The sequence below is a fragment of the Angustibacter luteus genome (assembly GCF_039541115.1).
Lineage (GTDB): Bacteria > Actinomycetota > Actinomycetes > Actinomycetales > Angustibacteraceae > Angustibacter > Angustibacter luteus.
The window spans coordinates 162,800-185,756 of record NZ_BAABFP010000007.1 but is presented as its reverse complement, the minus strand read 5'-3'; the positions used below and the strand labels follow the sequence as shown (position 1 = coordinate 185,756).

At 73.6% G+C, this 22,957-nt stretch carries 28 protein-coding genes; 7 read left to right on the top strand and 21 right to left on the bottom strand.

The genetic code is table 11. The features are described from left to right. Window positions 1-8: 8 nt before the first annotated feature. The gene (locus ABEB17_RS14900; RefSeq protein WP_345717522.1) at window positions 9-524 is read left to right on the top strand and encodes a GNAT family N-acetyltransferase; all 516 of its coding nucleotides are present in this window, start codon (window positions 9-11) and stop codon (window positions 522-524) included. A gap of 30 nt (window positions 525-554) precedes the next feature. Here ABEB17_RS14900 and ABEB17_RS14895 read toward each other — a convergent pair whose 3' ends face one another. The 4 genes from ABEB17_RS14895 to sigE form a co-directional block, all read right to left on the bottom strand. After that, window positions 555-977 carry a twin-arginine translocase TatA/TatE family subunit gene (locus ABEB17_RS14895; RefSeq protein ID WP_345717521.1) on the bottom strand — a complete coding sequence of 141 codons (423 nt, stop codon included), beginning with the start codon at window positions 975-977 and terminating at the stop codon, window positions 555-557. A 20-nt stretch (window positions 978-997) separates the two neighbouring features. Next, a complete protein-coding gene (locus tag ABEB17_RS14890; protein ID WP_345717520.1) occupies window positions 998-2,434 on the bottom strand; it encodes a S1C family serine protease in 1,437 nt (478 codons plus the stop codon). Between the two features lie 142 nt (window positions 2,435-2,576). Beyond that, window positions 2,577-3,323, bottom strand: a complete 747-nt coding sequence (locus ABEB17_RS14885) for a hypothetical protein (protein ID WP_345717519.1) — start codon at window positions 3,321-3,323, stop codon at window positions 2,577-2,579. Further along, on the bottom strand, window positions 3,320-3,958 hold the full coding sequence (gene sigE / locus ABEB17_RS14880) for an RNA polymerase sigma factor SigE (RefSeq protein WP_378227130.1): 639 nt from the start codon (window positions 3,956-3,958) through the stop codon (window positions 3,320-3,322). Before sigE ends, ABEB17_RS14885 begins: the two co-directional genes overlap by 4 nt. A gap of 143 nt (window positions 3,959-4,101) precedes the next feature. Here sigE and ABEB17_RS14875 point away from each other — a divergent pair, with 143 nt between their 5' ends. Next, window positions 4,102-4,737: an O-methyltransferase gene (locus ABEB17_RS14875; RefSeq protein ID WP_345717938.1), complete on the top strand. Its 636-nt coding sequence runs from the start codon at window positions 4,102-4,104 to the stop codon at window positions 4,735-4,737. A gap of 1 nt (window position 4,738) precedes the next feature. Here ABEB17_RS14875 and ABEB17_RS14870 read toward each other — a convergent pair whose 3' ends face one another. The 3 genes from ABEB17_RS14870 to ABEB17_RS14860 all read right to left on the bottom strand — a co-directional run bounded on the left by ABEB17_RS14870 (window position 4,739) and on the right by ABEB17_RS14860 (window position 6,881). Further along, window positions 4,739-5,080 (bottom strand): hypothetical protein, encoded by a 342-nt coding sequence (locus tag ABEB17_RS14870; RefSeq protein ID WP_345717517.1) that lies wholly within the window; start codon window positions 5,078-5,080, stop codon window positions 4,739-4,741. A 22-nt stretch (window positions 5,081-5,102) separates the two neighbouring features. Beyond that, on the bottom strand, window positions 5,103-6,602 hold the full coding sequence (locus ABEB17_RS14865; RefSeq protein WP_345717516.1) for a leucyl aminopeptidase family protein: 1,500 nt from the start codon (window positions 6,600-6,602) through the stop codon (window positions 5,103-5,105). A 111-nt stretch (window positions 6,603-6,713) separates the two neighbouring features. After that, window positions 6,714-6,881 carry a DUF3117 domain-containing protein gene (locus tag ABEB17_RS14860; protein ID WP_345717515.1) on the bottom strand — a complete coding sequence of 56 codons (168 nt, stop codon included), beginning with the start codon at window positions 6,879-6,881 and terminating at the stop codon, window positions 6,714-6,716. Between the two features lie 217 nt (window positions 6,882-7,098). On the opposite strand from ABEB17_RS14860, the gene ABEB17_RS14855 reads away from it, so the two are divergent. Further along, entirely contained in the window at window positions 7,099-7,935 is an 837-nt protein-coding gene (locus tag ABEB17_RS14855; RefSeq protein ID WP_378227159.1) for an enoyl-CoA hydratase-related protein, read from the top strand. A 12-nt stretch (window positions 7,936-7,947) separates the two neighbouring features. Here ABEB17_RS14855 and ABEB17_RS14850 read toward each other — a convergent pair whose 3' ends face one another. The 8 genes from ABEB17_RS14850 to dapE are packed head-to-tail and all read right to left on the bottom strand — an operon-like array spanning window position 7,948 to window position 13,429. After that, on the bottom strand, window positions 7,948-9,147 hold the full coding sequence (locus tag ABEB17_RS14850) for a hypothetical protein (RefSeq protein WP_345717513.1): 1,200 nt from the start codon (window positions 9,145-9,147) through the stop codon (window positions 7,948-7,950). Continuing rightward, complete coding sequence (locus tag ABEB17_RS14845) at window positions 9,144-9,734, bottom strand: DNA-3-methyladenine glycosylase I (protein WP_345717512.1); 591 nt, start codon at window positions 9,732-9,734, stop codon at window positions 9,144-9,146. The genes ABEB17_RS14850 and ABEB17_RS14845 overlap by 4 nt, the downstream gene beginning before the upstream one ends. Beyond that, on the bottom strand, window positions 9,731-10,240 hold the full coding sequence (locus tag ABEB17_RS14840; protein ID WP_345717511.1) for an SRPBCC family protein: 510 nt from the start codon (window positions 10,238-10,240) through the stop codon (window positions 9,731-9,733). Before ABEB17_RS14840 ends, ABEB17_RS14845 begins: the two co-directional genes overlap by 4 nt. Continuing rightward, window positions 10,237-10,512, bottom strand: a complete 276-nt coding sequence (locus tag ABEB17_RS14835; RefSeq protein WP_345717510.1) for a DivIVA domain-containing protein — start codon at window positions 10,510-10,512, stop codon at window positions 10,237-10,239. Before ABEB17_RS14835 ends, ABEB17_RS14840 begins: the two co-directional genes overlap by 4 nt. A 39-nt stretch (window positions 10,513-10,551) precedes the next feature. Next, window positions 10,552-11,310: a nucleotidyltransferase domain-containing protein gene (locus ABEB17_RS14830; protein WP_345717509.1), complete on the bottom strand. Its 759-nt coding sequence runs from the start codon at window positions 11,308-11,310 to the stop codon at window positions 10,552-10,554. Beyond that, window positions 11,307-11,546 carry a hypothetical protein gene (locus tag ABEB17_RS14825; protein WP_345717508.1) on the bottom strand — a complete coding sequence of 80 codons (240 nt, stop codon included), beginning with the start codon at window positions 11,544-11,546 and terminating at the stop codon, window positions 11,307-11,309. Before ABEB17_RS14825 ends, ABEB17_RS14830 begins: the two co-directional genes overlap by 4 nt. Window positions 11,547-11,556: 10 nt before the next feature. Next, a complete protein-coding gene (locus ABEB17_RS14820; RefSeq protein WP_345717507.1) occupies window positions 11,557-12,336 on the bottom strand; it encodes an LOG family protein in 780 nt (259 codons plus the stop codon). Window positions 12,337-12,346: 10 nt separating this feature from the next. Further along, a complete protein-coding gene (gene dapE, locus ABEB17_RS14815; protein WP_345717506.1) occupies window positions 12,347-13,429 on the bottom strand; it encodes a succinyl-diaminopimelate desuccinylase in 1,083 nt (360 codons plus the stop codon). Window positions 13,430-13,480: 51 nt separating this feature from the next. On the opposite strand from dapE, the gene ABEB17_RS14810 reads away from it, so the two are divergent. The 3 genes from ABEB17_RS14810 to ABEB17_RS14800 are packed head-to-tail and all read left to right on the top strand — an operon-like array spanning window position 13,481 to window position 15,719. Continuing rightward, entirely contained in the window at window positions 13,481-13,873 is a 393-nt protein-coding gene (locus tag ABEB17_RS14810) for a hypothetical protein (protein WP_345717505.1), read from the top strand. A 25-nt stretch (window positions 13,874-13,898) separates the two neighbouring features. Beyond that, window positions 13,899-14,852 carry a 2,3,4,5-tetrahydropyridine-2,6-dicarboxylate N-succinyltransferase gene (gene dapD, locus ABEB17_RS14805; RefSeq protein ID WP_345717504.1) on the top strand — a complete coding sequence of 318 codons (954 nt, stop codon included), beginning with the start codon at window positions 13,899-13,901 and terminating at the stop codon, window positions 14,850-14,852. Between the two features lie 15 nt (window positions 14,853-14,867). Further along, window positions 14,868-15,719 (top strand): hypothetical protein, encoded by an 852-nt coding sequence (locus ABEB17_RS14800; protein ID WP_425551683.1) that lies wholly within the window; start codon window positions 14,868-14,870, stop codon window positions 15,717-15,719. 101 nt (window positions 15,720-15,820) lie between these two features. Here ABEB17_RS14800 and ABEB17_RS14795 read toward each other — a convergent pair whose 3' ends face one another. The 3 genes from ABEB17_RS14795 to fdxA form a co-directional block, all read right to left on the bottom strand. Then, window positions 15,821-17,107, bottom strand: a complete 1,287-nt coding sequence (locus ABEB17_RS14795; RefSeq protein ID WP_345717502.1) for a citrate synthase — start codon at window positions 17,105-17,107, stop codon at window positions 15,821-15,823. 154 nt (window positions 17,108-17,261) lie between these two features. Continuing rightward, the gene (dapC, locus tag ABEB17_RS14790) at window positions 17,262-18,377 is read right to left on the bottom strand and encodes a succinyldiaminopimelate transaminase (RefSeq protein WP_345717501.1); all 1,116 of its coding nucleotides are present in this window, start codon (window positions 18,375-18,377) and stop codon (window positions 17,262-17,264) included. A gap of 2 nt (window positions 18,378-18,379) precedes the next feature. Further along, the gene (gene fdxA, locus ABEB17_RS14785; RefSeq protein ID WP_345717500.1) at window positions 18,380-18,706 is read right to left on the bottom strand and encodes a ferredoxin; all 327 of its coding nucleotides are present in this window, start codon (window positions 18,704-18,706) and stop codon (window positions 18,380-18,382) included. A 116-nt stretch (window positions 18,707-18,822) separates the two neighbouring features. On the opposite strand from fdxA, the gene ABEB17_RS14780 reads away from it, so the two are divergent. After that, complete coding sequence (locus ABEB17_RS14780) at window positions 18,823-19,884, top strand: GNAT family N-acetyltransferase (protein WP_345717499.1); 1,062 nt, start codon at window positions 18,823-18,825, stop codon at window positions 19,882-19,884. A gap of 15 nt (window positions 19,885-19,899) precedes the next feature. Here ABEB17_RS14780 and ABEB17_RS14775 read toward each other — a convergent pair whose 3' ends face one another. The 3 genes from ABEB17_RS14775 to ABEB17_RS14765 are packed head-to-tail and all read right to left on the bottom strand — an operon-like array spanning window position 19,900 to window position 22,864. Then, on the bottom strand, window positions 19,900-20,430 hold the full coding sequence (locus ABEB17_RS14775; RefSeq protein ID WP_345717498.1) for a flavin reductase family protein: 531 nt from the start codon (window positions 20,428-20,430) through the stop codon (window positions 19,900-19,902). Between the two features lie 9 nt (window positions 20,431-20,439). Next, window positions 20,440-20,862: a hypothetical protein gene (locus tag ABEB17_RS14770; protein ID WP_345717497.1), complete on the bottom strand. Its 423-nt coding sequence runs from the start codon at window positions 20,860-20,862 to the stop codon at window positions 20,440-20,442. Window positions 20,863-20,866: 4 nt separating this feature from the next. After that, on the bottom strand, window positions 20,867-22,864 hold the full coding sequence (locus ABEB17_RS14765) for an AAA family ATPase (protein ID WP_345717496.1): 1,998 nt from the start codon (window positions 22,862-22,864) through the stop codon (window positions 20,867-20,869). Window positions 22,865-22,957: the final 93 nt, after the last annotated feature.

Sequence of the window (22,957 nt, the reverse complement as noted above, 5' to 3'; positions counted from 1 at the left end):
CGGCGGACGTGCACGCTCCGGCCGGCGTGGTCGTCCGCGCTGTCAGGGACGACCAGTGGGACGTCGTCGGGTGGCTCTGGCAGCTGTTCCGGCACGACCTGGCCGTCGTCGTGAACGGCCTGCCGTACGCCGACGGTCGGTACCAGGCGGGGCCGCTCGCGGCATTCCCCTCGGCCGACGCCGTGGGGTACCTGGCCTGGCGCCCCCACCCCAAGACCGGTGAGGACGCGCCCGTGGGGTTCGCCCTGGTCGACGGCCTGCAGGGCGAGCAGCGCTCGGTCGTCGGGTTCTGGGTCTCTCCGGTGACCCGGCGCTCAGGCATCGGGCGCTACCTGGCGACCGACGTCCTCCAGCGGCACCCCGGCCCGTGGACCATCGGCTTCCAGCACGACAACACGTCTGCCGGGAGCTTCTGGCGCGACGTGGCGCAGGAGGTCTTCGGTCCGGACGGGTGGACCGAGGTGGAGCAGCCGGTACCCGGCCTGCCCGACGTCCCACCGGACCACTTCATCCGGTCCCGCTGAGCCGGACGCGAGGTCGGGCCAGCGCTCAGGTCAGGTCGCGTCGACGTCGTAGCTGCGCGGCGTCGTGCCGGTGACGGAGGTGTCCGACTCCGCGGGCTCGGCCGCCGCCGCGTCCGACTCGCCCTGGGGTGGGCGCATGTTCGCCGGCACGTTCGGTGCGGAGTCGCTGGTCCAGCCGCTCAGCCCCAACGGGTCGTCGTCGCCGTCCAGCAGGGCCTCGCGGACGATCCGGCGCGGGTCGTAGCGACGCGGGTCCAGGGCCTTCCAGTCGACGTCGTCGAACTCGTCGCCCATCTCGGCCCGCACCTGCTCGCGCGCCTTGCTGGCGAAGCCGCGAGCCTCGCGGACCAGCTTGCCGAGCTGCGCGGCGTACTGCGGCAGCCGCTCCGGCCCGAGGATGACCAGCGCCACCACGATGAGGATGAGGAACTCACCGCCGTTGATGTCGAACACGAGCCCTACCCTCCGCCACGTCAGTCGCTGGACGCCTGCAGCGTCATGGAGACAGTACGTTCCTTGCCGCCCGAACGGACGGTCAACCGCACGGTGTCACCCGGCGCCTGGGCACGGATCGCCACAACCAGGGCATCCGAGTCGCTCATCGGGCGTCCGTTGAACTGGGTGATGACGTCGCCGGCCTTGATGCCGGCCTTGTCGGCCGGGCCGCCCGGGGTGACCGGCGGCTGACCGCCCTGGTCGGCGGGCGCCACCCGGACGCCCTCACCGGTGTAGGAGCGGTCGAGCAGGACGCCGATCACCGGGTGCTGGGCCTTGCCGGTCTGGATCAGCTCCTGCACGGTGCGGCGGGCCTGCTGGCTGGGGATCGCGAACCCGAGCCCGATGTTGCCGGACTGGGCGCCGAGCTCGCCCGTGCCGGGCACCCGGGCGATGGCCGAGTTGACCGCGATCACCTTGCCGGCCATGTCGACCAGCGGCCCGCCGGAGTTGCCCGGGTTGATCGCGGCGTCCGTCTGGATGGCGTTGATGAACGCCGGGTCGTTCTCGTCCTCACCGGCCGAGACCGGCCGGTTCAGGGCGCTCACGATGCCCGTCGTCACGGTGCCCTGCAGGCCCAGCGGGGCGCCGATGGCGATCACCTCGTCGCCCACCACGACCGAGCTCGAGTCGCCGAAGGTGAGCGCCGGGAGTCCCTTGCGGGACACCTTGAGCGCCGCCAGGTCGTACGAGCTGTCGCGGCCGACGACCTTGGCCGACTCGTGCGAACCGTCCGGGAAGACGACCGTGATCGACCCACCCTCGCCGGCCCCCGCCACGACGTGGTTGTTGGTCACGATGTAGCCGTCGGGCCGGATCACGAAGCCCGAGCCGGTGCCCGAGCCGTCGGCGCCGCGCACCTCGATCGACACCACGCTCGGCAGCACCTTCTGGGCCACCCCGGCGACACTGGCGCCCGACCGGGTCGTGGTGCCCGGCGAGGGCGCCGGCAGCGAGACCGAGCGGTTGGGCGACGCGCCGTCCCGCTGCACGGTCCACGCGCCGATCGCACCGCCGAGCAGGGCAGCGACCAGGGCGACGACGACGGTGATGGCCACGACCAGTCCGCCGGGCAGGCCATGCCGGCGCGGTGGGCGACCCAGGCCGTCCCCGCCGCTGCGCCACGCCAACGGCACGGTCACGGGCTCGTCAGCGTCGAAGCGGTCAGGGCCGAAGGGCGCAGGTTCGAGCGGCTCAGGCGCGGCGGGCTCGGCGGGCGCGGCGGGCGCGGCGGGCGCGGCGGGGCTGTCGTACGCCGTGGTCGACTCGCTGGCCGAGGGCTCAGCGGCAGCCTCCGCAGCGGCGTCCTGCGTGGGGTCCTGCGTGGAGTCCTGGGCGGGGCTCGACGGGCTCCACCAGTCCGGCTGGACGGGCGGCTGCGGTGCGTCGCCCGACTCTGGCTGGTCCTGGCTCATCGAGACATCCTCCTGTCCGAGGACGCCCCCTCGGCGGCCTCGTGCACGGTCGATCCTCCCCTATCCTCGCCTGCCTCGCGGCCCGGCGACGAATCGACCCCACCGATGGCGGTCCGGCGGCGGGTGGCCGAGGCGCCGGGGGTCAGTGCGACAGGCGGTGCACGGGCGGCAGCGGGTCGTTCGCACCGGTGGCACGGAAGGCGAGCGTGCTGAACGCGGACGTGCTGAGCGGGCTGCCGAACGACGAGCTGGCGAACGACGAGCTGGCGAACGACGAGCTGGCGAACGACGACAGCGGTGACGTCGACGTCCGGAACCCGGACTGCCGCGCGGAGCCGAGGCCAGCCGGGCGCGCCGCCCCCGAGGTGGAGGTGCTCTGCACCGTGAGCTGCGCCACCGGCGTGCGGTTCGCCGCGGGCGCGACCCCGACGGCGGCGGTCAGCACACCCGCGGTCACCGCGCCCACGCTCAGCGCACCGGCCGCGACGGCCACGACGGAACGACGGACCCGGCGTCCGGCGGCGCGGTTGCCCGGGTGGGTGCTCCCACCCGGACGCACCGGCGCGACCATCGAGGGTGGCCCGGCCGGCCCGACGGACACCAGCAGAGGACGCGGCATGCCCGGGCCGAAGCCGCGGCGCGGCGGCACCGGCCCACCGGTCTCACCGAGCGAGAACAGGGTGGCCATCAGCGCGGCGGACGGCGCCGGCGAGGTCAGCGACCGCAGCCGCTCGACCGTCAGCCGCTCGACGTCCAGCGCGTCCCGGCAGTCCGGGCAGACCAGCGTGTGCGCGAGCGCCCGGTCGCGGACGTCGGCGCGCATGGTGCCGTCGGCGAGCGCGGAGACGCGCGCGCCGAGGCACGGCGTCTGGGCGGGGCGGTGGCTCATGACAGCCCCCCACCGGCGGTCCGCGCCGGTGCGACGCTGCGCACGTCGATGCCTTCGATCGCGCCGTCCGGACGGCGGCGGTGCGCCAGGGCCTCGCGCAGCTGGGAGCGGCCCCGGTGGATCCGCGAGCGCACCGTGCCGAGCTTGACGCCCAGGGTGACCGCGACCTCCTCGTAGGACAGGCCCTCGATGTCGCAGAGCACGACGGCGGCCCGGAACTGCGGGGCGAGCGCGTCGAGCGCGGCCTGCACGTCGTCGTCCAGGTGGGTGTCGTCGTAGACGCGGGACGGGTCGGGCTCGCGGCCCGGGAGCTTGTCGTGCGCGTCCTCGGCGAGCGCGTCGAAGCGGACCCGCTTCTTGCGGCGCACGCCGTCCAGGAACAGGTTCGTGGTGATCCGGTGCAGCCAGCCCTCGAACGTGCCGGGGGTGTAGGACGAGAGGCTGCGGAAGACCCGGACGAAGACCTCCTGCGTGAGGTCCTCGGCGTCGTGCTGGTTGCCGGTCAGCCGGTAGGCGAGGCGGTAGACGCGGGCGGAGTGCTCACGCACCACCTGGTCCCACGAGGGCGGCGTCCATGGCTGCGGGTCGCTCAAGGCGTCTCCTCCAGGCCGGACGGCGTGCATCGTCCCCACCATGATCTCTCGTCCAGCCCCTTTCGCCCAAACCGCGGTCGTGCCGACCACGACGTTCGCTCGAGTGGTAGGACGCTCGGCAGACGCCGTTGGTTCCCCGCACTAGGCTGACCCGCACCCGTCCGTCCCGCTCCCTGGAGGTCGTCATCAGCGGTCAGAAGCCCGCCACCTGGGCCTACACGGAGAGCTTCGTGCGTGAGGACGACGTGCTCGAGCGCGCCCGGGCGCGCGCCGAGGAGCTCGGTTGCGTCCCGGTGCACCCCGGGGTGGGGGCCGCGCTGCGGGTGCTGGCCGCGGCCCTGTCCGCCCGGTCCGTCGTCGAGATCGGTACCGGCGCGGGGGTGTCCGGGCTGTGGCTGCTGCGCGGCATGCCGTCCGACGGCGTGCTGACCACCATCGACATCGAGCCCGAGCACCAGCGCGCCGCCAAGGAGGCGTTCACCGAGGCCGGGATCGCCGGCAACCGGACGCGGCTGATCTCGGGCCGCGCCCTGGACGTCCTGCCCCGGCTCACCGACGGCGTGTACGACCTGGTGCTGTGCGACGCGGCCAAGCCGGAGTACGAGGACTACCTCGACCAGGCGCTGCGGCTGCTGCGCCCCGGCGGCGTGGTGGCCTTCGACAACGCCCTGTGGCACGACAAGGTCGCCGACCCGGCGCAGCGCGACGAGACGACCACCGCGATCCGCGAGCTCGGCAAGCGGGTGCGCGACGACGAGCGGCTCGTGTCGGCCCTGCTGCCCACCGGCGACGGGCTGCTCACGGCCGTCCTGCGGGGCTGATCTAGCCAGGCCCGGGGCCGGGCTCGAAGCCGGCCCGACCCTCGGCGACCGCGACGACCTCGAACGTCTCGATGAGGGACGGCGCGCTGCCGATCAGCTGCGAGCCGGGGTTGTCCGCGCCGGTGGCGCCGAACTGCTCCGCGAACGCGTCCCGCTCGGCCGCCGTGGCCCAGACGTAGGTGCCCTCGAACCACTCGCCGTCCCGCATCCGCCACGTCTTGAAGCGCAGGCCGTCCATCGCGCTGAACCGGGCCAGCGACGTCCCGGTCACGTACTCCCGCAGGGCCGCGCCCGCGCCGTCCGGGGCCTGACCCAGCGACCAGCGCACCGACAGTCCGTACACGTGCTCCACCTCTCCTGAGTGGCTAGCGCTGGCCCTCGAGCCAGCGCAGCAGCAGTCGGGCACCGAAACCGGTGCCGCCGCGGTTCGTGACGCCCGAGTCCCGCTCGCCGCGCCCCGGCCCGGCGATGTCCAGGTGCGCCCACCGCCGGTCGCCGACGAACTCGCGCAGGAACAGCGCCGCCACGATCGAGCCCGCGCCGACCCCCGGGACGCTCGCGATCTGGCAGACGTCCGCGACGTCCGAGTCGATGGCGGCGCGGTAGTCCTCGGCCAGCGGCATCCGCCAGAGCCGCTCGGCCCCGGCCTCGCCGGCCTGGGTCAGCCCGCCGGCCAGGGCGTCGTCCGCCGTGTAGAGCGCGGCGTGGCCGCGGCCCAGGCCCATCGTGGCGGCGCCCGTGAGGGTCGCGATGTCGACGAGGACGTCGGGTGCCAGGGTCGCGTCGGCGTAGGCGAGCGCGTCGGCGAGCACGAGCCGGCCCTCGGCGTCGGTGTTGCGCACCTCCACCGTGCGACCGCCGTACTGCCGGACGACGTCACCGGGCCGGTACGCCGACCCGCCGAGCGTGTTCTCGGCCAGTGCGAGCAGGCCGGTGACCCGCACCCGCACGCCGAGCCGGCCGCAGGCCCGCAGCACCGCCAGCACCACCCCGGCACCCGTCATGTCCGTCTTCATCGTGATCATCGACTCGCGCGGCTTGAGCGAGATGCCGCCGGTGTCGAACGTGATGCCCTTGCCGACCAGCACGACGTGCGGGGTGTCCCGGTCGGCGTCCGGCGGGGTGTAGGCGAGCTCGACCAGGCGGGGCGGGCGGTGCGCGCCGCCGCCGACGGCGAGCAGGCCGCCGAAGCCCTCCGCGAGCAGCTGCTTGTGGTCGCGGACGTGGCACGTCAGCCCCACCTCGGCGGCCGCGCGGCGGGCGCGACCCGCCATCCACGCGGGGCTCTTCAACGATGCCGGGGTGTTCGCCAGGTCGCGGGCCAGCACGGTGGCCTCGGCGACCGCCAGGCCGCGGTCCACGTCGGCAGCGTTCACCCGGCCCACGACGTCCACCCGGCGCAGCGGCGAGCGGGGGCCCTCCCCGATCCCGGTACGCGGCGGGCTGTAGGAACCGAGCACGAACCCCTCGACCATCGCTCGGGTGGCGGCCGCACCGCCGCTGCCCAGCGTGGTGACCAGCCGGTCCTGCCCACGGTGCGCACGGGCGAGCGCCGCGGCGGCCAGCGCGACCGCGGCCGGCCGGCCGTCGTCGACGCCGACCAGCACGACCCGCTGCACCGGCTGCTCGCCGTCCGGCGGCGCCCACGGCACCCGGGTGACCTCACCGGCGCTGCCCCGGACCCGCTCCCGGGCGATCGTGGCGACCAGGTCGATGCCCAGGGCCGCCGCAGCCTGACGGGTGCCGGCGCCCGGCTGCGCACCGTCCCCGGAGGTCACCGGCAGGGCCAGCACGTCCACCGGTCCGCCGGCGGCGACCACCTCGGCCAGGCGCCCCGACATCGGGCGGATGCGGGGTGCGCGCACGGGACTCCTCGGGGCGGTCGACGGGGACGCCTGAAACCATAGCCCTGCTCAGCAAAGGCATCGGGCCCTCCCCCGGGTGGGGGAAGGCCCGATGACGTTCAGGAGCTGTGGTCAGCCTGCGGCGCCCTTGAGCGCGTCGCCGAGGGCATTCGCCTCGTCCGGGGTCATCTCGACCACCAAGCGCCCACCACCATCGAGTGGCATGCGCATGACGATGTCCCGCCCTTCCTTGGTCACCTCGAGCGGACCGTCCCCGGTCCTGGGCTTCATGGCGGCCATTCGCCGACCCCTTTCGCTGTTCGCGGACGCCGGGCTGGCCCTCGTTCGGGCAGCCGTCACGGCGGGTAGTCGTCCCTAGTATCCCGCGAGTTCGCTTCCGCGGGAAATCAACCCCGGTGGTTCGCCCATTCGAGGCAGTGCACCGGCGCGCGCCGAGGGAGGGCAGACTGGCCTGCAGCACACCGTCATCGAGCCCGGAGGAACCGTGAGCCAGACCCTGGACGCACCCGTCGACTACCAGGTGCAGGACGCCGTCGCCGTGATCCGGCTGCAGCGCCCGGAGGCCATGAACTCCCTGGACCGCGCCACCAAGGTCGCCCTCCTGTGCGCCTTGCAGACCGCGGCGGACGACGACGGGGTGCGCTGCGTGGTGCTGACCGGCAGCGGCCGGGCGTTCAGCGCCGGGCAGGACCTGCGCGAGCACGTGGCCGACCTGCGGGCCGCGGCCGCGGGGGCTGCCGAGGGGGCCGCTGACGGGGGCAGCGACGAGGCGGCGTTCGCCCTGGGCAGCACCGTGCGCGAGCACTACAACCCGATCGCCACCCTGATCGCGACCATGGCCAAGCCGGTCGTGGCGTCGGTGAACGGGGTCGCGGCCGGGGCCGGCGCGTCCTTCGCGTTCGCCGCCGACGTGCGGCTGGTGGCCGAGAGCGCCGGCTTCAACCTCGCGTTCAGCGCCATCGCGCTGTCCTGCGACTCCGGGGCGTCCTGGTGGCTGCCCCGGCTGGTCGGCGTGGCCAAGGCCAAGGACCTGCTGCTGTTCCCGCGCACCGTCCGGGCCCAGGAGGCCCTGGAGCTGGGCCTGGCCACCCGCGTGCTGCCCGACGACGAGCTCGAGGCGGCCACCATGGACCTGGCCCGCCAGCTGGCCGCCGGGCCGACCCTGGCGTACGGGTCCATCCGGCGGGCCATCGCGTACTCGCAGTCCCACGACCTCGCCGACTCGCTGGCGAACGAGGCCGACCTGATGGACCTCACCGGCGCCAGCGCGGACCACCACGGGGCCGTCGAGGCGTTCGTGGCCAAGCAGGCGCCGACGTTCCACGGGCACTGACCTGGCCGCCGGTCACGGCGGGTAGTCCGTCGGCGGCATGAAGAGCAGCAGGTCGTCGATCCAGTGCACCTGCCACAGCAGGCCCACCGCCGCGGTGGCGGCCACCAGCCAGCGCGAGCGCAGCGCCCCGGCCAGGACGGCGCACAGCGGGAACAGCATCAGCAGGTAGCGGAACGTGCTCGTCCACGGCTCCGTGACCGCCAGCAGGTAGAACGGGTAGGCCACGCACCAGGTGACCAGCTCGGCGCCGACCCGCCGTCCCCAGGGCGAGAGCAGGACCGCCAGGTAGGCCACCGCGCCGATCGCCAGGTACCACGGCCCGCGGTCTCCCCACAGCAGCCGCACGATGCCCATGGACTGGTGGAACGGCTGGATGACCCCGCCGCTGCGCCAGGCACCCTGGGTGCGCTCGTACGCATCGGACGACCCGACCGCCAGGCCGACCAGCACCGGCCAGATCAGGCTGGCACCGGCCGCGAGCAGTCCCAGCCCGACCACCTGGGCCCGCTCGGACGTCGGGAACGGGTCGGTGCGCCGGTGCCGCCAGCGGACCACCAGGTGGGTGAGCACGACCAGCGCGAACGGCGCCACGATCGGCCGGGTCAGCGCCAGGGCCACCACTGCCAGCGCGCACAAGCCGTAGCTGCGTTGCAGGAGCCACCAGCAGGCCAGCGCGAGCAGCAGCAGGGCCAGGCTCTCGCTGTACGCGATCTGCAGCGCGGGAGCACTCGGCACGGCGCACAGCAGCGCCGCCCCCCAGAGCCCGACCCGGCGCCCGGCGACCCGCTGCAGCACCTTCATCACGACGTACACGGCGCACGCGCCGAGCACGACGTTCACCAGGACAGCCGCCACCGAGAACGGCAGGCCGGTCAGGGCCATCACCGGCTTCACCGTGAACGGGAACCCCGGGAAGAACGCCCACGGGTTCTGCTGGACGTTGCCGGCCTGGTCCAGCGGCAGGCTCGGCGGGTAGCCCTGCTCGGCGATGATCTTGTACCACTGCCCGTCCCACAGCTGGGCCATGTCGAAGTAGCTCGACCTGTCGTCCGTCCAGATGCTCGGCAGCTGGTGGCCGGCGGCGCGGTCGATGAAGACGGCCGCCCACACCCGGGTGAGGGCGTAGAACAGCAGCAGCTTCACGACGTCCGGCACACCACGCAGTCGCGCGACCAGCCCGGGAGCGGGCGGTGCGGTCGTCGTCACGCTCACCCGGACGCCCCACCGGCCGGCACGTGGCAGCCGTCGATGTGGTCGTCGACGAGGCCGCAGGCCTGCATCGCGGCGTAGGCCGTGGTCGGGCCGACGAACGCGAAACCCTTGCGCTTCAACGTCTTCGCCAGCGCCTTGGACTCGTCGGTGACCGCCGGGAAGTGCGCGTCCGCCGCCAGCCGGTGCGGTCGCGGCGGCGGCGCGAACGACCAGAACAGCTCGTCCAGACCGCCTTCGTCGCGCACCGCGAGCACCGCGCGGGCGTTGGTCAGCGCTGCCCGGATCTTCGCCTGGTTCCGCACGATCGATGCGTCCGCCATCAACCGGGCGACGTCGTCCTCGCCGAAGCCGGCGACCACCTCGGGGTCGAAGCCGGCGAACGCGGCCCGGAAGCCCTCACGCTTGCGCAGGATGGTGATCCAGGCCAGCCCGGACTGGAAGGCCTCCAACGTGATCCGCTCGAACAGCGCCCGCTCGCCGTGCACCGGCCGGCCCCACTCGTCGTCGTGGTACGCCAGGTAGTCCGGGGTGCTGCCGGCCCAGGCGCAGCGGGCCAGGCCGTCCTCCCCCACCACGAGGGCCGTCATCGCTGGCGTCCCGGGGACGCTGGACCCGGCTGCCCGGCCTCGACCTCGGCGGCCAACCGGCGCGCGACCACGGCGAAGATCGCCGCGCCCACCTGCCGGCTGGCCCAGGCCGACAGCGGCAGCCGCCGGATCCCGGCGACCTCGACGTCCTCGGTCCAGTCCAGCCGGCACCGTCGCTCCCCCAGCGGCGTGACGACGAAGCTCGCCTCGCCCAGCACGACCCGGCCCGTCTTGCGGACGTCGCAGCGGCCGGCGGCGTCCGCAGTCGGCGGCTCCCAGCGGGTCACCGTCATCGGGTCGTCGAAGCCCACCGGCCCCAGGCCCGTCCGGGCCACGAACGCGGCCCCCACGCCGTCCGGGCGAGCGGACGTCGTCCGGACCCTCGTGCCGGCGACCCAGCGCCCGTGCGAGGGCCAGTCGGTGACCAGGGCCCAGACAGCCGCCGCCGGAGCGGCGACCTCGCGACGCACGGTGAAGGAGGCGGTCCCGCGACCGGTGGCGGTCACTGGTCGCGCAGGCGGGCGATCTCGGCGTCTCGCTCCGTGAGCTCGGCGGAGAGCCGGTCCAGGGCGTCGTCCACCTGGTCCATCCGGTAGCCCCGGAAGGCCAGCGAGAAGCGCAGGCCGGCCACGTCACCGGGGCGCAGCGCGCCGTCGGGCAGGCCCGTGTCGGGGATGCTCGACTCCGGCTCGGACAGGCCGCCGCGGACCGCACCGGCCGCGACCGCACCGACCGCGCCGATGACGGCCAGCACCACGAGGATCTGTAGCAAGGTCACGGGGAGCATGGTGCCACGGACGCCCGACAGCAGGGCGGTTCAGCGCTGATCGCCTGTGGACAACCGCTCCGGCGCCGGCTCCCCACCGACCCGGTGCCCGTCGAACAGCCGGCCCCCGTGCGGTTCCAGCACCGCGTCGGCCAGCCGCACCAGCGGGGCGACCTCGCCGACCGCAGCCGCCCGCACCGCCGCCGGGAGGTCGCCGGCGAGCGTCGTGCCCTCGTCGGCGTCCAGGCGGCGCAGCTCGCGGAGCTGGCCCTTGCCCGTGCCGGTCCACCGGCGCCGCCCGGTCAGTGCGAGGTCACCGACGGACCGGTGCAGGGCGACCGCGACGGCCAGCCGCTCGTCGTCGTCCAGCGCGCCGACCAGGTCGTCCAGCTGGTCGCTGATCGTGTAGCGCGCCGAGGCCAGCTCCGGCTCCGTCAGCGGCCGGGGGCCCGCCGCCGCCTCCGCGAGCAGCCGGCCGGCCAGCAAGGCACCCGCACCGTCCGTGTCCAGCAGCACCACCGACTCACCGACCAGGCGCTGGATCGTGGGTTGGCGACGGGCCTGGTCCTTCTCGCAGTAGTGGCGCAGCGAACCCTCGTCGTGCACGAACAGCTCGACCGGCCAGCCCTGCGACACCAACGACTCCCGGAAGGGCGCCGGCGGACCGGCGAGCAGCACCGTGACGTCGAGGTCGGACGTCGCGGTGGCGTCCCCGCGGGCGATGCTGCCGCCGAGCCAGGCCGCGCGAGCACCGGGGAACCGCTGCAGCACCAGGGCGCGGGCCGTCTCGACCGGGTCCGGCCGGGTCATCCGGCTTCGGCGGCACCTGCTGCGCGCTCATCGGGCAGCAGGCTCTGGGTGAGCGTCCGCACGAGGTCCGGGACGTCCCGCTCGTCCAGCCGGACGGTGGCCACGCAGGTCGAGTCCTGCCAGATCGACAGCACCACCCGCCCCTGCAGCGGGTGCGAGCTGACCCGCAGGGTGCGCCCAGCGACATCTCGCCCGACCAGCACGCTTCCCTTCGACGGCAGCGGCGAGACGGTCATGCCCTCATGGTCACCCGTCGGCGGCGGCCTGTCCAGGCTTCGCGGCTGCGTCCAGGATGACCTGAACGGCCTCCTCGACGTCGTCCGTGAGGGTGAGCAGCGCCAGGTCGGCCTCGTTGATCGTGCCGTGCGCCTCGGCCGCGGTGCGCAGCCAGCTGAGCAGCCCGCCCCAGTACTCGGTGCCGAGCAGCACGATCGGGAACCGGGTCACCTTGCGGGTCTGCACCAGGGTGAGCGCCTCGAACAGCTCGTCCAGCGTGCCGAACCCGCCCGGCAGCACCACGAAGCCCTCGGCGTACTTCACGAACATCGTCTTGCGGGCGAAGAAGTAGCGGAAGTTGATGCCCAGCTCGACGTGGTCGTTCAGACCCTGCTCGTGCGGCAGCTCGATGCCCAGCCCCACGCTGACCCCGCCGCCCTCGCAGGCCCCCTTGTTGACCGCCTCCATGATCCCCGGGCCACCGCCGGTGATGACCGCGTAGCCGGCCTGGGCCAGCCGGCGTCCGACCTCGGTGCCCAGCTCGTACGTCGGCGAACCGGGCTGCTCCCGGGCCGAGCCGAAGACGCTGATCGCCCGGCCGAGCTCGGCCAGCGACCCGAACCCCTCGACGAACTCGCTCTGGATCCGCAGCACCCGCCACGGGTCGGTGTGCACCCAGTCCGCCGGGCCGCGGCTGTCCAGCAGCCGCTGGTCGGTGGTGCTGTCGGGGACCAGGTCCCCGCGCAGCCGCACCGGTCCGGTGCGGTGTTCCGGCTCCTCGCCGGGCTGACTCTGCTGACTCGTTGTCATGCCCCGAACGCTATGCCAGCCAGGCCGTCAGCACCCGCAGGCAGTCCCGGATCTCCTGGACCGGGACGAACTCGTCGTCCGCGTGCGCCTTCAGCGGGTCGCCCGGGCCGAAGTTCACGGCCGGGATCCCCAGCTCGCTGAACCGGGCCACGTCCGTCCAGCCGTACTTGGGCCCGGCCGGGACGCCGATCAGGTCCACGAACGCCTTGGCCATGGGCTGGTCCAGGCCCGGCCGGGCCCCGCCCGCCGCGTCGGTCAGGACGACGTCCAGCCCGGTGAACAGCTCGCGCAGGTGGTGCTCGGCGTCCTGCACGCTCTTGCTGGGCGCGAACCGGTAGTTGACCGAGACCACGCAGCGGTCCGGGATCACGTTGCCGGCGACGCCGCCGTTGATCAGCACCGCGTTCAGGCTCTCGCGGAAGACCAGCCCCTCGACCTCGACCTCCTGCGGCTCGTAGGCCGCCAGCCGGCCCAGCACCACCTGGGCGTCGTGGATGGCGTTGCGGCCCATCCAGGCCCGGGCCGAGTGCGCCGCCTTGCCGTGCACGGTCACGTCCACCCGCAGGGTGCCGTTGCAGCCGCCCTCCACCAGCCCGGACGTCGGCTCCAGCAGCACCGCGAAGTCCCCGGCCAGCAGGTGCGGCGCCTCACGGGAGATCCGGCCCAGGCCGTTGCGCGCGGACTCGACCTCCTCGCCGTCGTAGAACACGAACGTCAGGTCGCGGCTGGGCTCGGGGACCGCGGCGGCCAGCGCCAGCTGGACGGCGACCCCGCCCTTCATGTCGCACGTGCCGCGCCCGTAGAGGAGGTCGCCCTCGTACCAGGTGGGCAGGTTGGGCTCGGCGGCCAGCGGCACCGTGTCCAGGTGCCCCGCGAGCACGACCCGCTCGTCGCGGCCCAGCTCGGTGCGGGCGACCACCGAGTCGCCGTGCCGGGTCACCGTGAGCCAGGGCAGCCGGGACAGCGCCGCCTCGACGGCGTCCGCGATCGGGCCCTCGTTGCCGCTCACCGACTCGATGTCGCACAGCGCGCGGGTGAGGTCGACAGGGTCCTGGGACAGGTCGAGCTGGATGTCAGACGCACTCATGGGCATCGACCCTAGTGCCCGCTCAACCGCCGAGCCCGGCCGGTCGATACCCCAGGCATGCCTGACATCGACTGGGACCGCGTGCACGCGACGAGCCGGACCGCGGCGACCCCGACGAGCTTCGGCTGGCGGGGGCGGCTGGCACTGACCGCTCCGCCCTTCGTCTGGCTGCTGGCCTTCGGGCGGCAGTTCGTCGGCGGCGGCCTGCCGAGCGCGAACAACGCGTTCGCGTTCCTGTTCGGCGGCGCCGTCCTGCTCGGTGGCCTGTGCTGGGCCACCCAGGTCTGGGCGCCGTCCCGGGTGCTGGTTCCGCCGTCCGAGCCGGGCGGGCCGCCCGCGCCGCCCGACCTCGCCCTGGAGCCCCTGCGCCGTCCGCCGCACGCCACGCTCGGCTACCTGCAGGACACCCCGGGCGACGGTCCCGAGCCCAGCGGGCCGGTCCGCTGGTGATCGTCGGCCCCGTATCCTGGTGCATATGACCGACCCCCGCGCCGCCTGGGCCTACGGCCTCGCCACCACCTCGGACGACGGTCAGGTGCTGGACGTCTGGTACCCCGCCCCCGCGCTCGGCGAGGCTCCCCCGGACGCCGGACCGCACGACGTCCCGGCCGACCTGGCCGCGCTGGCCGGGATCGACCCGGCGCGTGGCGTCCGGACGTCGGTGGTGCGCACCGTCATCGACCTGGACGCCGCCCCCGCCGACCCCGCCGACGCCTACCTGCGCCTGCACCTGCTCTCGCACCGGCTCGTCCAGCCGCACGGCCAGAACCTGGACGGCCTCTTCGGCGTGCTCACCAACGTCGTGTGGACCAATGCCGGGCCGTGCGCCGTCGAGGGCTTCGAGGCGACCCGGCGGCGGCTGATGGCCCAGCACGGCCGGGTCACCGTCTACGGCATCGACAAGTTCCCCCGGATGGTCGACTACGTGGTGCCCAGCGGCGTCCGGATCGCCGACGCCGACCGGGTCCGCCTCGGCGCGCACCTGGCCAGCGGCACCACCGTGATGCACGAGGGCTTCGTGAACTTCAACGCCGGCACCCTGGGCACCTCGATGGTCGAGGGCCGCATCGTCGCCGGCGTGGTTGTCGGGGACGGGTCCGACGTGGGCGGTGGCGCCTCGATCCTGGGCACCCTGTCCGGCGGCGGCAAGGACGTCGTGTCGGTCGGTGAGCGGTGCCTGATCGGCGCCAACGCCGGCATCGGGATCAGCCTGGGAGACGACTGCGTCGTCGAGGCCGGCCTGTACGTGACGGCCGGCACCAAGGTGACGATCGTGGACGGCGAGCTGGCCGGGCGCGTCGTGAAGGCGCGCGAGCTGTCCGGCAGCGCGAACATGCTGCTGCGCCGCAACTCCACCACCGGCCGGGTCGAGATGGTCGCGCGCCCGGGGACCACCGTCGAGCTCAACGCCGTCCTGCACGCGAACTGACGGTCCCTCGTGCCCCTGTCCCACCGCGGTCGCGTCACCCGCAACGTCGTGCTCGCCGGCGTCACGGTGCTGGCGGTCGGCGTGGGCGCGTTCGCCCTGCGCGGGGGCAGCCACCCCTTCGGGTCGCCGTCCTGCCAGGCCACCGCGTCCGGCACGACGTTCGAGTACACCCCCGAGCAGATGGCCAACGCGGCCACGATCGCCGGCATCGCCATGAAGCGCGGGCTACCGGCCCGGGCAGCCACCATCGCGCTGGCCACGGCCCGCCAGGAGTCGAAGTTCATCAACGTCGACTACGGGGACCGGGACTCGCTCGGGCTGTTCCAGCAGCGGCCCTCCCAGGGCTGGGGCACCAAGGCGCAGGTGAGTGACCCCGTGTACGCCACCAACGCCTTCTACGACGTGCTGACCAAGATCGAGGGCTACCGGTCCATGGAGATCACCAAGGTCGCCCAGAAGGTGCAGCGCTCGGCCTACCCCGAGGCGTACGCCGACCACGAGCCGGAGGGCCGGGTGCTCGCGTCCGCGCTGTCCGGGAACTCCAAGGCGGCCCTGACCTGCCGGCTGGACCCCGACTCGACGTCTGGCGGGGCGGCCGCCGTAGCGCCGTACCTGAAGGCCCTGGGGCGCGAGCAGGTCGCCGTCCAGTCGTCCCGGCTGACCGGCAAGGTGCCCGGCGTCCGGCTGGACGCGCCCGGCGTCACGACCGCGTGGTCGCTCGCCCAGTGGTCGGTCGCCGGTGCGGACCGGCTCGGCATCGAACGCGTCTACGTGGACGGCAAGGTCTGGGACCGCGCCAAGCCGGACGACGGCTGGACGGCGTCCAGCGACGGCGGCGACGGCGTCGTGGTCACCTTCGCCCCCTAGCAAACCCGACGCACCATTCGCGCTTCACGTGGTTTTCGAGGCCGAATAGCCACGGGTAGCGCGAATGGTGCGGGATGGGGCTTGGGGTGGGGCTGGGTGGGTCAGCGGGAGGAGACGGGCTGCCAGTCGCGCTCGGTGGCTCCGACGTACAGCTGGCGCGGGCGACCGATCTTGGTCTCCGGGTCCTCGATCATCTCGCGCCACTGGGCGATCCAGCCGGGCAGCCGGCCGAGTGCGAACAGCACGGTGAACATCCGGGTCGGGAAGCCCATCGCCTTGTAGATCAGGCCGGTGTAGAAGTCCACGTTCGGGTACAGCTTGCGCTCGACGAAGTAGTCGTCGGCCAGCGCGATCTCCTCCAGCCGCAGGGCGATCTCGAGCAGCTCGTCGCCGCCGGCGAGCTGGTCCAGCACCTGGTCCGCCGTCTTCTTGATGATGGCCGCGCGCGGGTCGTAGTTCTTGTAGACCCGGTGCCCGAAGCCCATCAGCCGGACGCCCTGCTCCTTGTTCTTGACCTTCTTCATGAACGCGTCGACGTCGTCGTCGGAGTCCTTGATGCCCTGCAGCATCTCCAGGACCGCCTGGTTCGCCCCGCCGTGCAGCGGGCCGAACAGCGCGTTGATGCCGGCCGAGATTGAGGCGAACAGGTTGGCCTGGCTCGAGCCGACCAGCCGCACCGTGGACGTCGAGCAGTTCTGCTCGTGGTCGGCGTGCAGGATGAAGAGCTGGTCCAGCGCCTTGGTCAGCGTCGGGTCCACCTCGTACGGCTCGGCCGGGAAGCCGAACGTCATCCGCAGGAAGTTGTCGGTCAGCGACAGCGAGTTGTCCGGGTACAGCATCGGCTGGCCGACGCTCTTCTTGTACGCGTACGCCGCGATGGTCGGCAGCTTCGCCAGCAGCCGGACGGTCGAGATCTCGACCTGCTCGGGGTCGAAGGGGTTGAGGCTGTCCTGGTAGAAGGTGGACAGCGCCGAGACCGCCGAGGACAGCACCGGCATGGGGTGCGCGTCGCGCGGGAACCCCTCGAAGAAGCGCTTGAGCTCCTCGTGCAGCAGCGTGTGCCGGCGGATCCGCTGGTCGAAGTCGTCCAGCTCGGCCTGCGTGGGCAGCTCGCCGTAGATCAGCAGGTACGAGGTCTCCAGGAACGAGGACTTCTCGGCCAGCTGCTCGATCGGGATGCCCCGGTAGCGCAGGATGCCGGCGTCACCGTCGATGTAGGTGATCGCCGACCGGCAGGACGCCGTGTTCACGAAGCCCGGGTCGAGCGTGACGTGCCCGGTGTTCTTCAGCAGCGGGGAGATGTTGTACGCGTCCTCGCCCTCGGTCGCCGTCTCACCGGACAGGGTCAGCTCGCCGCCGGCGTGCTTGAGAATGGCATCGTCCGCCATGGTTCGTCCGCTCCTTCGTCCTCGTCGACCAGCCCACGGGTCACGTCGGGCCCAGCCGGCGGCCGACGCCTCGGGCGGCCGCACACGTCCCCGACGCTACCCGGCGGTACCCGACCTCCACCAATCAGGGCTCGCCCGAACGGAACAGCCGGGATCAACCGCTGCGGCTCGTCAAGCGCTGCGCGGCCGCCTCGACGCGCTCGTCGGAGGCGGTCAGCGCCACCCGCACGTGCTGGGCGCCGGCGGCACCGTAGAAGGTCCCCGGCGCCACCAGGATGCCGAGGTCGGCGAGCCCGGCCACGGTTGCCCCTGCCGGCTCGTCCCTGGTCGCCCACAGGTACAGCCCGGCCTGCGAGTGGTCGATCCGGAACCCCGCCTGCTGCAGGGCCGGCGCGAGCCGGTCACGACGGGCCCGGTACCGCGCCTTCTGCGCGGCGACGTGCTCGTCGTCGCCCAGGGCCGCGAGCATGGCGCGCTGCACCGGCCAGGGCACGATCATCCCGGCGTGCTTGCGGACCTCGAGCAGGCGCCTCACCAGCGCCGGGTCGCCCGCGACGAACGCCGCCCGGTACCCGGCGACACTGGACTGCTTGGACAGCGAGTAGACCGCGAGCAACCCCTCGTGCGAACCGCCGCAGACCTCGGGGTCCAGGACGCTGGGCACCGACCCCACCCCGTCAGCGGACCAGTCCAGCTCGGCGTAGCACTCGTCGCTCGCCACGATCGCGCCGCGCTCGCGAGCCCAGCGGACCACCTTGGCCAGGTGCTCGCGGCCGAGCACCCGGCCGGTCGGGTTGGACGGCGAGTTCAGCCACACCAGCCGCACCGGGCCTGCCGAGGACGCCGGGCCGAGCTGCGCCGTCCCGTCGGCCGGAACCGGTGTGGCACCGGCGATCCGGGCGCCCACGTCGTACGTCGGGTAGGCCACCTCGGGGTGCACCACGAGGTCGCCCGCACCGAGCCCCAGCAGGGTCGGCAGCCACGCCACCAGCTCCTTGGAACCCACGGTGGGCAGCACGCCGTCCGGGTCGACGTCTGGGACGCCGCGCCGGCGCGCGAACCAGCCCGCGACGGCCTCACGCAGGTCCGGCGTCCCCCAGGTCTGCGGGTAGCCAGGCGCGTCGGACGCCGCCCGCAGCGCGTCCTGCACCACCTGCGGGGTGGGGTCCACGGGGGTGCCGACCGACAGGTCGACGATGCCGCCGGGGTGCGCCCTGGCCCTCGCTGCGGCAGGCGCGAGCGAGTCCCAGGGGAAGTCGGGGAGCTGCACCCTTACTCGTCGTGCTCCTGCGGCGGCAGGGCGGTGATGATCGAGTGGTCCTTGGCGATGACACCGAGCTTGGCCGCACCACCAGGCGAGCCGAGGTCGTCGAAGAACTCCACGTTCGCCGTGTAGTACTCCTTCCACTGCTCGGGGACGTCGTCCTCGTAGTAGATCGCCTCGACGGGGCAGACCGGCTCGCAGGCGCCGCAGTCCACGCACTCGTCGGGGTGGATGTACAGCGAACGCTCGCCCTCGTAGATGCAGTCGACCGGACACTCCTCGATGCAGGCCTTGTCCTTGAGGTCGACGCAGGGCTGGGCGATGACGTACGTCACGTGCGATCCTCCTCGAACAGACGGCGCGTGCACGCCGTGGTACGCGGCCCGGTTGTCGACCAGGTCCGCACCTAGTATCGCGGACACGGTAGCCGTCGCGAACAGGGAGGGGTGGCGTGTCCGGTCGCATCGTCCCCCGACTGGGTCCCGAGCAGGTCGGCCAGCGGGTCGTCGTCCGGCGTCGGATCGGCAACGGACGGGTCGCGGACGTGCTCGGTGAGCTGCTGTCCTGGGACGCCGACGGCGACGGGACGGCCCGCATCCGCAGCCGGCACGGCGAGGTCGTCGTGCCGCTCGCGGACGTCGTGGCCGGTAAGCCCGTGCCGCCCCCGCCCGAGCGGCGCGGCGCGCCGCACCGGGCCATCGGATGGGAGGGGCTGGAGGACGTCATGGTCGACGGGTGGCGCCCGCTCGAGCTGGACTGGCTCGGCGTGCGCGGCCAGGGCTGGCGCCTGCGCGCCGCCGACGGCTTCACCGGCCGGGCCAACTCGGTGCTGGCCGTCGGCGACCCCGGCCTGCCCCTCGAGCAGGCCGTCGACCGGGCCGAGCAGTGGTACGCCGAGCGCGGACTGGGCGCCCGCTTCGCCCTGCCCTGGCCGCTGGCCGAGCGCGACAGCAAGCTCGACGCCCTGCTCGCCGAACGGGGTTACGAGGTGGACACCCCGACGCTGGTGATGAGCGCCGCCACCCGCGACGTCGCCGCTGCCGTCGCCCAGCCGGGCGGGCCGGGGTTCTCGGTGGGCCCCAGCTCCGGGGTGCCCGCCGGGTTCGAGCTGCACGACGCCGCCGAGCCCGACGACGGGTGGCTGTCGGTCTACCACTACCGCGGCCAGGAGCTGCCCCCGGTGGCGCGCCGGCTGCTGCTGTCCGCACCCGAGCAGGTGTTCGTCACGGTGCGCGGCACCGATCCACCGCTCGACCAGGTGGTCGCCGTCGGCCGCGGTGCGTCGTCCCGCGGCTGGACCGGGGTCACCGCGATGGAGGTGGTGCCCGCCCAGCGCCGCCGGGGCCTGGCCACCCTGGTGCTCGGCGCCCTGGCCGAGTGGGCGATGCAGCGCGGTGACCGGTCCATGTACCTGCAGGTCGCCGAGCAGAACCGCGGCGCGCGCGGCCTCTACGCCGGTCTCGGGTTCGCCGACCACCACGGCTACCACTACCGGGTGGCGCCACCGTCCTGACGGGGGCGAGCCGGCTCAGCGCAGGTGGGTGTACGCGCCGCGGTGGTAGAGCAGCGGCCCGTCCGGGCTGTCCGGCAGGTCGATGGACATCACCTCACCGACCACGATCGAGTGGTCACCGGCCGGGTGCAGGTCCGTCGTCCGGCACTCGATGGCCGCCAGCGCCGGGTCGACCAGCGCGACCCCGGTGACCGGGCCGCGGCGGTGCGGCACCCGGTCGAGCTGGCCGTGCAGCGGACGCCCGCGGGTGGACAGCCACTGCGAGATCGTCCGCGCCGACTCGTCCAGCAGGCTCACGCCCCAGTACCCGGACTCGGTGACAGCGTCGTGGAAGCGCGCCTCCCGCTCCACGCAGACCAGCACCAGCAACGGCTCCAGCGACACCGACGTGAAGGCGCTGGCGGTCATCGCGTGGTCCACCCCGGCCACCCGCGCGGTCACCACCGTGACCCCGGTCGCGAACCGGGCCATCGCGCGCCGGAACCGCGCGACGTCAGCGTCAGCCCGCAGGGGCTGCGGATCGGACGGCGTTCCCACGAGGCTCACTCCCCGACCCTAACCGCGGGCGGCGCGGGCCACCCGCCCAGGGAGCAGCAGCAGGGCCGCCAGCAGTACCAGACCGGCGAACAGCCACGCGTAACCGCGCCCGTTCGCCGGAACCAGCACGTCCTCACCGGCCGAGCCGCTCGAGACCCATGCCAGCACCAGCAGCCACCCACCCAGAGCCGCCAACCGGGCCGCGAGCGAAGGGCCCAGCGCGCGCAGGAAGGCACCGACGCACGCGGTCAGCGCGAGCGCCAGACCCAGCCCCACCGGCCAGCGCACGCCGCCCGGCCCGGTCACGGCGCCCTGGTGGGTCACCGTGGCGACGAACGCGGTCACCGCGGTGAGCAGCAGGCAGCCGAGCACGACCGCGGCAGCGCGCAGGGCAGCCGGGACGCCAGCACCCCGGCCCGACGTCGCACGCTGCCAGGGCACGCGGTCAGGGTACGCGGCGCTCCCCGTCGCCCCCGGCGCCCCCGGCGGGCCGGTCGGTCCGGTCGGCCGGGTCCTGCGTCAGGTCGATCACGACGTCGGCGAAGGCCACGCCGGGGCGACCGAGGTCGCCGTGGCGCGCGGCCGCCGCCTCCAGGACGTCGGTGATCTGCGGGCCGATCAGCTCGTGCCGCTCGAGCAGCGCGTCCCGCAGGGCCTCGACCAGGTGCTTGTTGTTGCTCATGAGGTCGCGCACGGCCCGCTTCTGCTCCTGCAGCAGGTCCTCGACCATGCGGCGCCCCTCGGAGTCCCCGAGCACGCGGCCGACCAGGTTCGAGTCGCTGAGCGCCGAACCGGAGATCGCGTTGTAGGACACCAGGGTGTCCACCATGCCGGCCGCGCCGACCATCTGGGCGGCGACGTTGGTGGCGTAGAGCAGGTCACCGCCGGGGCCGGTCGAGACGTCCCCGAAGAACAGCTCCTCGGCGACCTGGCCGCCGAACGCGACCTGGATCAGCCCGCGCAGCTCGGCCCGCGAGCGGGTGTACACGTCCTCGGCGTCACCGTGGGCGAGCAGGCCGAGGGAGTCCCGGCGCTTGATGATGGTGAGCACCTCGAGCCGGCGGGTGGGTGCGACCAGCCAGGCCATCGTGGCGTGCCCGGCCTCGTGGGTGGCGATGAGCCGCTCCTCGTGCGCGGTGTAGCCCACCGGCTGCCCGAGCCCGATCTCGGTGATCATCCGGGCGTGCTCGACGTCCGCCCAGGTCATCGCCGTCCGGCCGCCCTCGACGGCCCGGACCAGCGCCTCGTCCAACAGCCCTTCCAGCATCGCCGGGCTGTAGCCCTGGGTGATCGCGGCGAGCGCGTCCCGGCGGTCCTCGCCGTCCAGGGCAGCGTCGTGCGCCTTGCGGGCCAGGAAGTGGTCGACGATCTGGCGGCGGCCGGCCTTGGACGGCAGGTCGAAGGTGAGCCGCTGGTCGAACCGGCCGGGGCGCATCAGGGCCGGGTCCAGCCGGTCCGCCGTGTTGGTCGAGGCCAGCAGCATGATGTTGGCCCACGGCACGCCCGGGCCCTTGAGCTGGTGGTTCATCGGCAGCACCAGGTTGACCAGGTCGGTGAGCTTGCCGCGCAGCTTCTGCCCGCCCGTCGGCTGGTCGAACGACTGCATCTGCACCAGCAGCTCGTTGACGGTCATCTGCCCGTCACCGGGCCCGGTGAACGCGCTGTGCACGGTCCCCGCGGTCGAGCTGGACATCGGCAGGCCGGTCAGTCCCCCGCAGCCGAGCAGCTGGCTGGACGTCGCGGGCGCCGCGGTCATCGCGGTCGACGGGCGGCTCAGCGCGATCGCGTCGAACTCGTCGATGAAGCCGATGGCCCCGCCGTACTGGCGGGACGCCTTGCGCAGCGCCTTGAAGAAGCTGCGGATCTGGCGCTGCGAGGCGCCCTGCATGCTGGACTGGAACGACGTCGCGGAGGCCATCAGGAACGGGACGCCGGCCTCCTTGGCCAGCGCCTTGGCCGTGTGCGTCTTCCCGGTCCCGGGGGGCCCCTCGAACAGGACGCCGCGGCGCGGGCGACCGCCCATCTGCGCGGTGAACGTGCGGTGCGCCAGGAACAGGTTGAGCGTGCGCACGACCTCGGCCTTGACGACGTCGATGCCCACGACGTCGTCCAGGCCGACGTCGATCTGCTCGGGGCGCATGACCACGTGCGGCGAGCGACCGGTCATGGTCAGGCTCAGCACCGTCGCCAGGATGAGCACGAAGAAGAACAAGCCGGTCATCAGGTAGATCGGGTCCACCTGGGGCAGCTGCAGCATGCCGACCGGGTCGCCGGACAGCAGCCGCCACCACAGCCAGACCAGGACCACGCCCAGCAGCACGGCGACCTTGCGCAGCCGGCGAAGGCGCGTGCGCTCGCGGGTGACCGCGACGTCCGCGCCGCGCAGCGGCACCGTCCCGGACAGGTCTGCCAGCAGGTTCGTGTGCTCCGTCGTCCCAGCCACGGCCAGCCCCTTCGTCCGCGCGCTGACTGTCCAGCACGGTGAGAGGGCCAGCCTCGCCCATCGGAGGGCGGTTGGCGCGCCCGCTCACCCGCA

Coding starts and splice junctions, on each gene's coding strand:
- ABEB17_RS14885 (WP_345717519.1), bottom strand. CDS start 3,323: ATGAGCCACCGCCCCGCCCAGACGCCGTGCCTCGGCGCGCGCGTCTCC.
- ABEB17_RS14795 (WP_345717502.1), bottom strand. CDS start 17,107: ATGGCGGACGATGCCATTCTCAAGCACGCCGGCGGCGAGCTGACCCTG.
- dapD (WP_345717504.1), top strand. CDS start 13,899: ATGACCGACCCCCGCGCCGCCTGGGCCTACGGCCTCGCCACCACCTCG.
- ABEB17_RS14845 (WP_345717512.1), bottom strand. CDS start 9,734: ATGACGGCCCTCGTGGTGGGGGAGGACGGCCTGGCCCGCTGCGCCTGG.
- sigE (WP_378227130.1), bottom strand. CDS start 3,958: ATGGTGGGGACGATGCACGCCGTCCGGCCTGGAGGAGACGCCTTGAGC.
- ABEB17_RS14825 (WP_345717508.1), bottom strand. CDS start 11,546: ATGACCGTCTCGCCGCTGCCGTCGAAGGGAAGCGTGCTGGTCGGGCGA.
- ABEB17_RS14860 (WP_345717515.1), bottom strand. CDS start 6,881: ATGGCCGCCATGAAGCCCAGGACCGGGGACGGTCCGCTCGAGGTGACC.
- ABEB17_RS14830 (WP_345717509.1), bottom strand. CDS start 11,310: ATGACCCGGCCGGACCCGGTCGAGACGGCCCGCGCCCTGGTGCTGCAG.
- dapE (WP_345717506.1), bottom strand. CDS start 13,429: ATGCCCATGAGTGCGTCTGACATCCAGCTCGACCTGTCCCAGGACCCT.
- ABEB17_RS14820 (WP_345717507.1), bottom strand. CDS start 12,336: ATGACAACGAGTCAGCAGAGTCAGCCCGGCGAGGAGCCGGAACACCGC.
- ABEB17_RS14810 (WP_345717505.1), top strand. CDS start 13,481: ATGCCTGACATCGACTGGGACCGCGTGCACGCGACGAGCCGGACCGCG.
- ABEB17_RS14890 (WP_345717520.1), bottom strand. CDS start 2,434: ATGAGCCAGGACCAGCCAGAGTCGGGCGACGCACCGCAGCCGCCCGTC.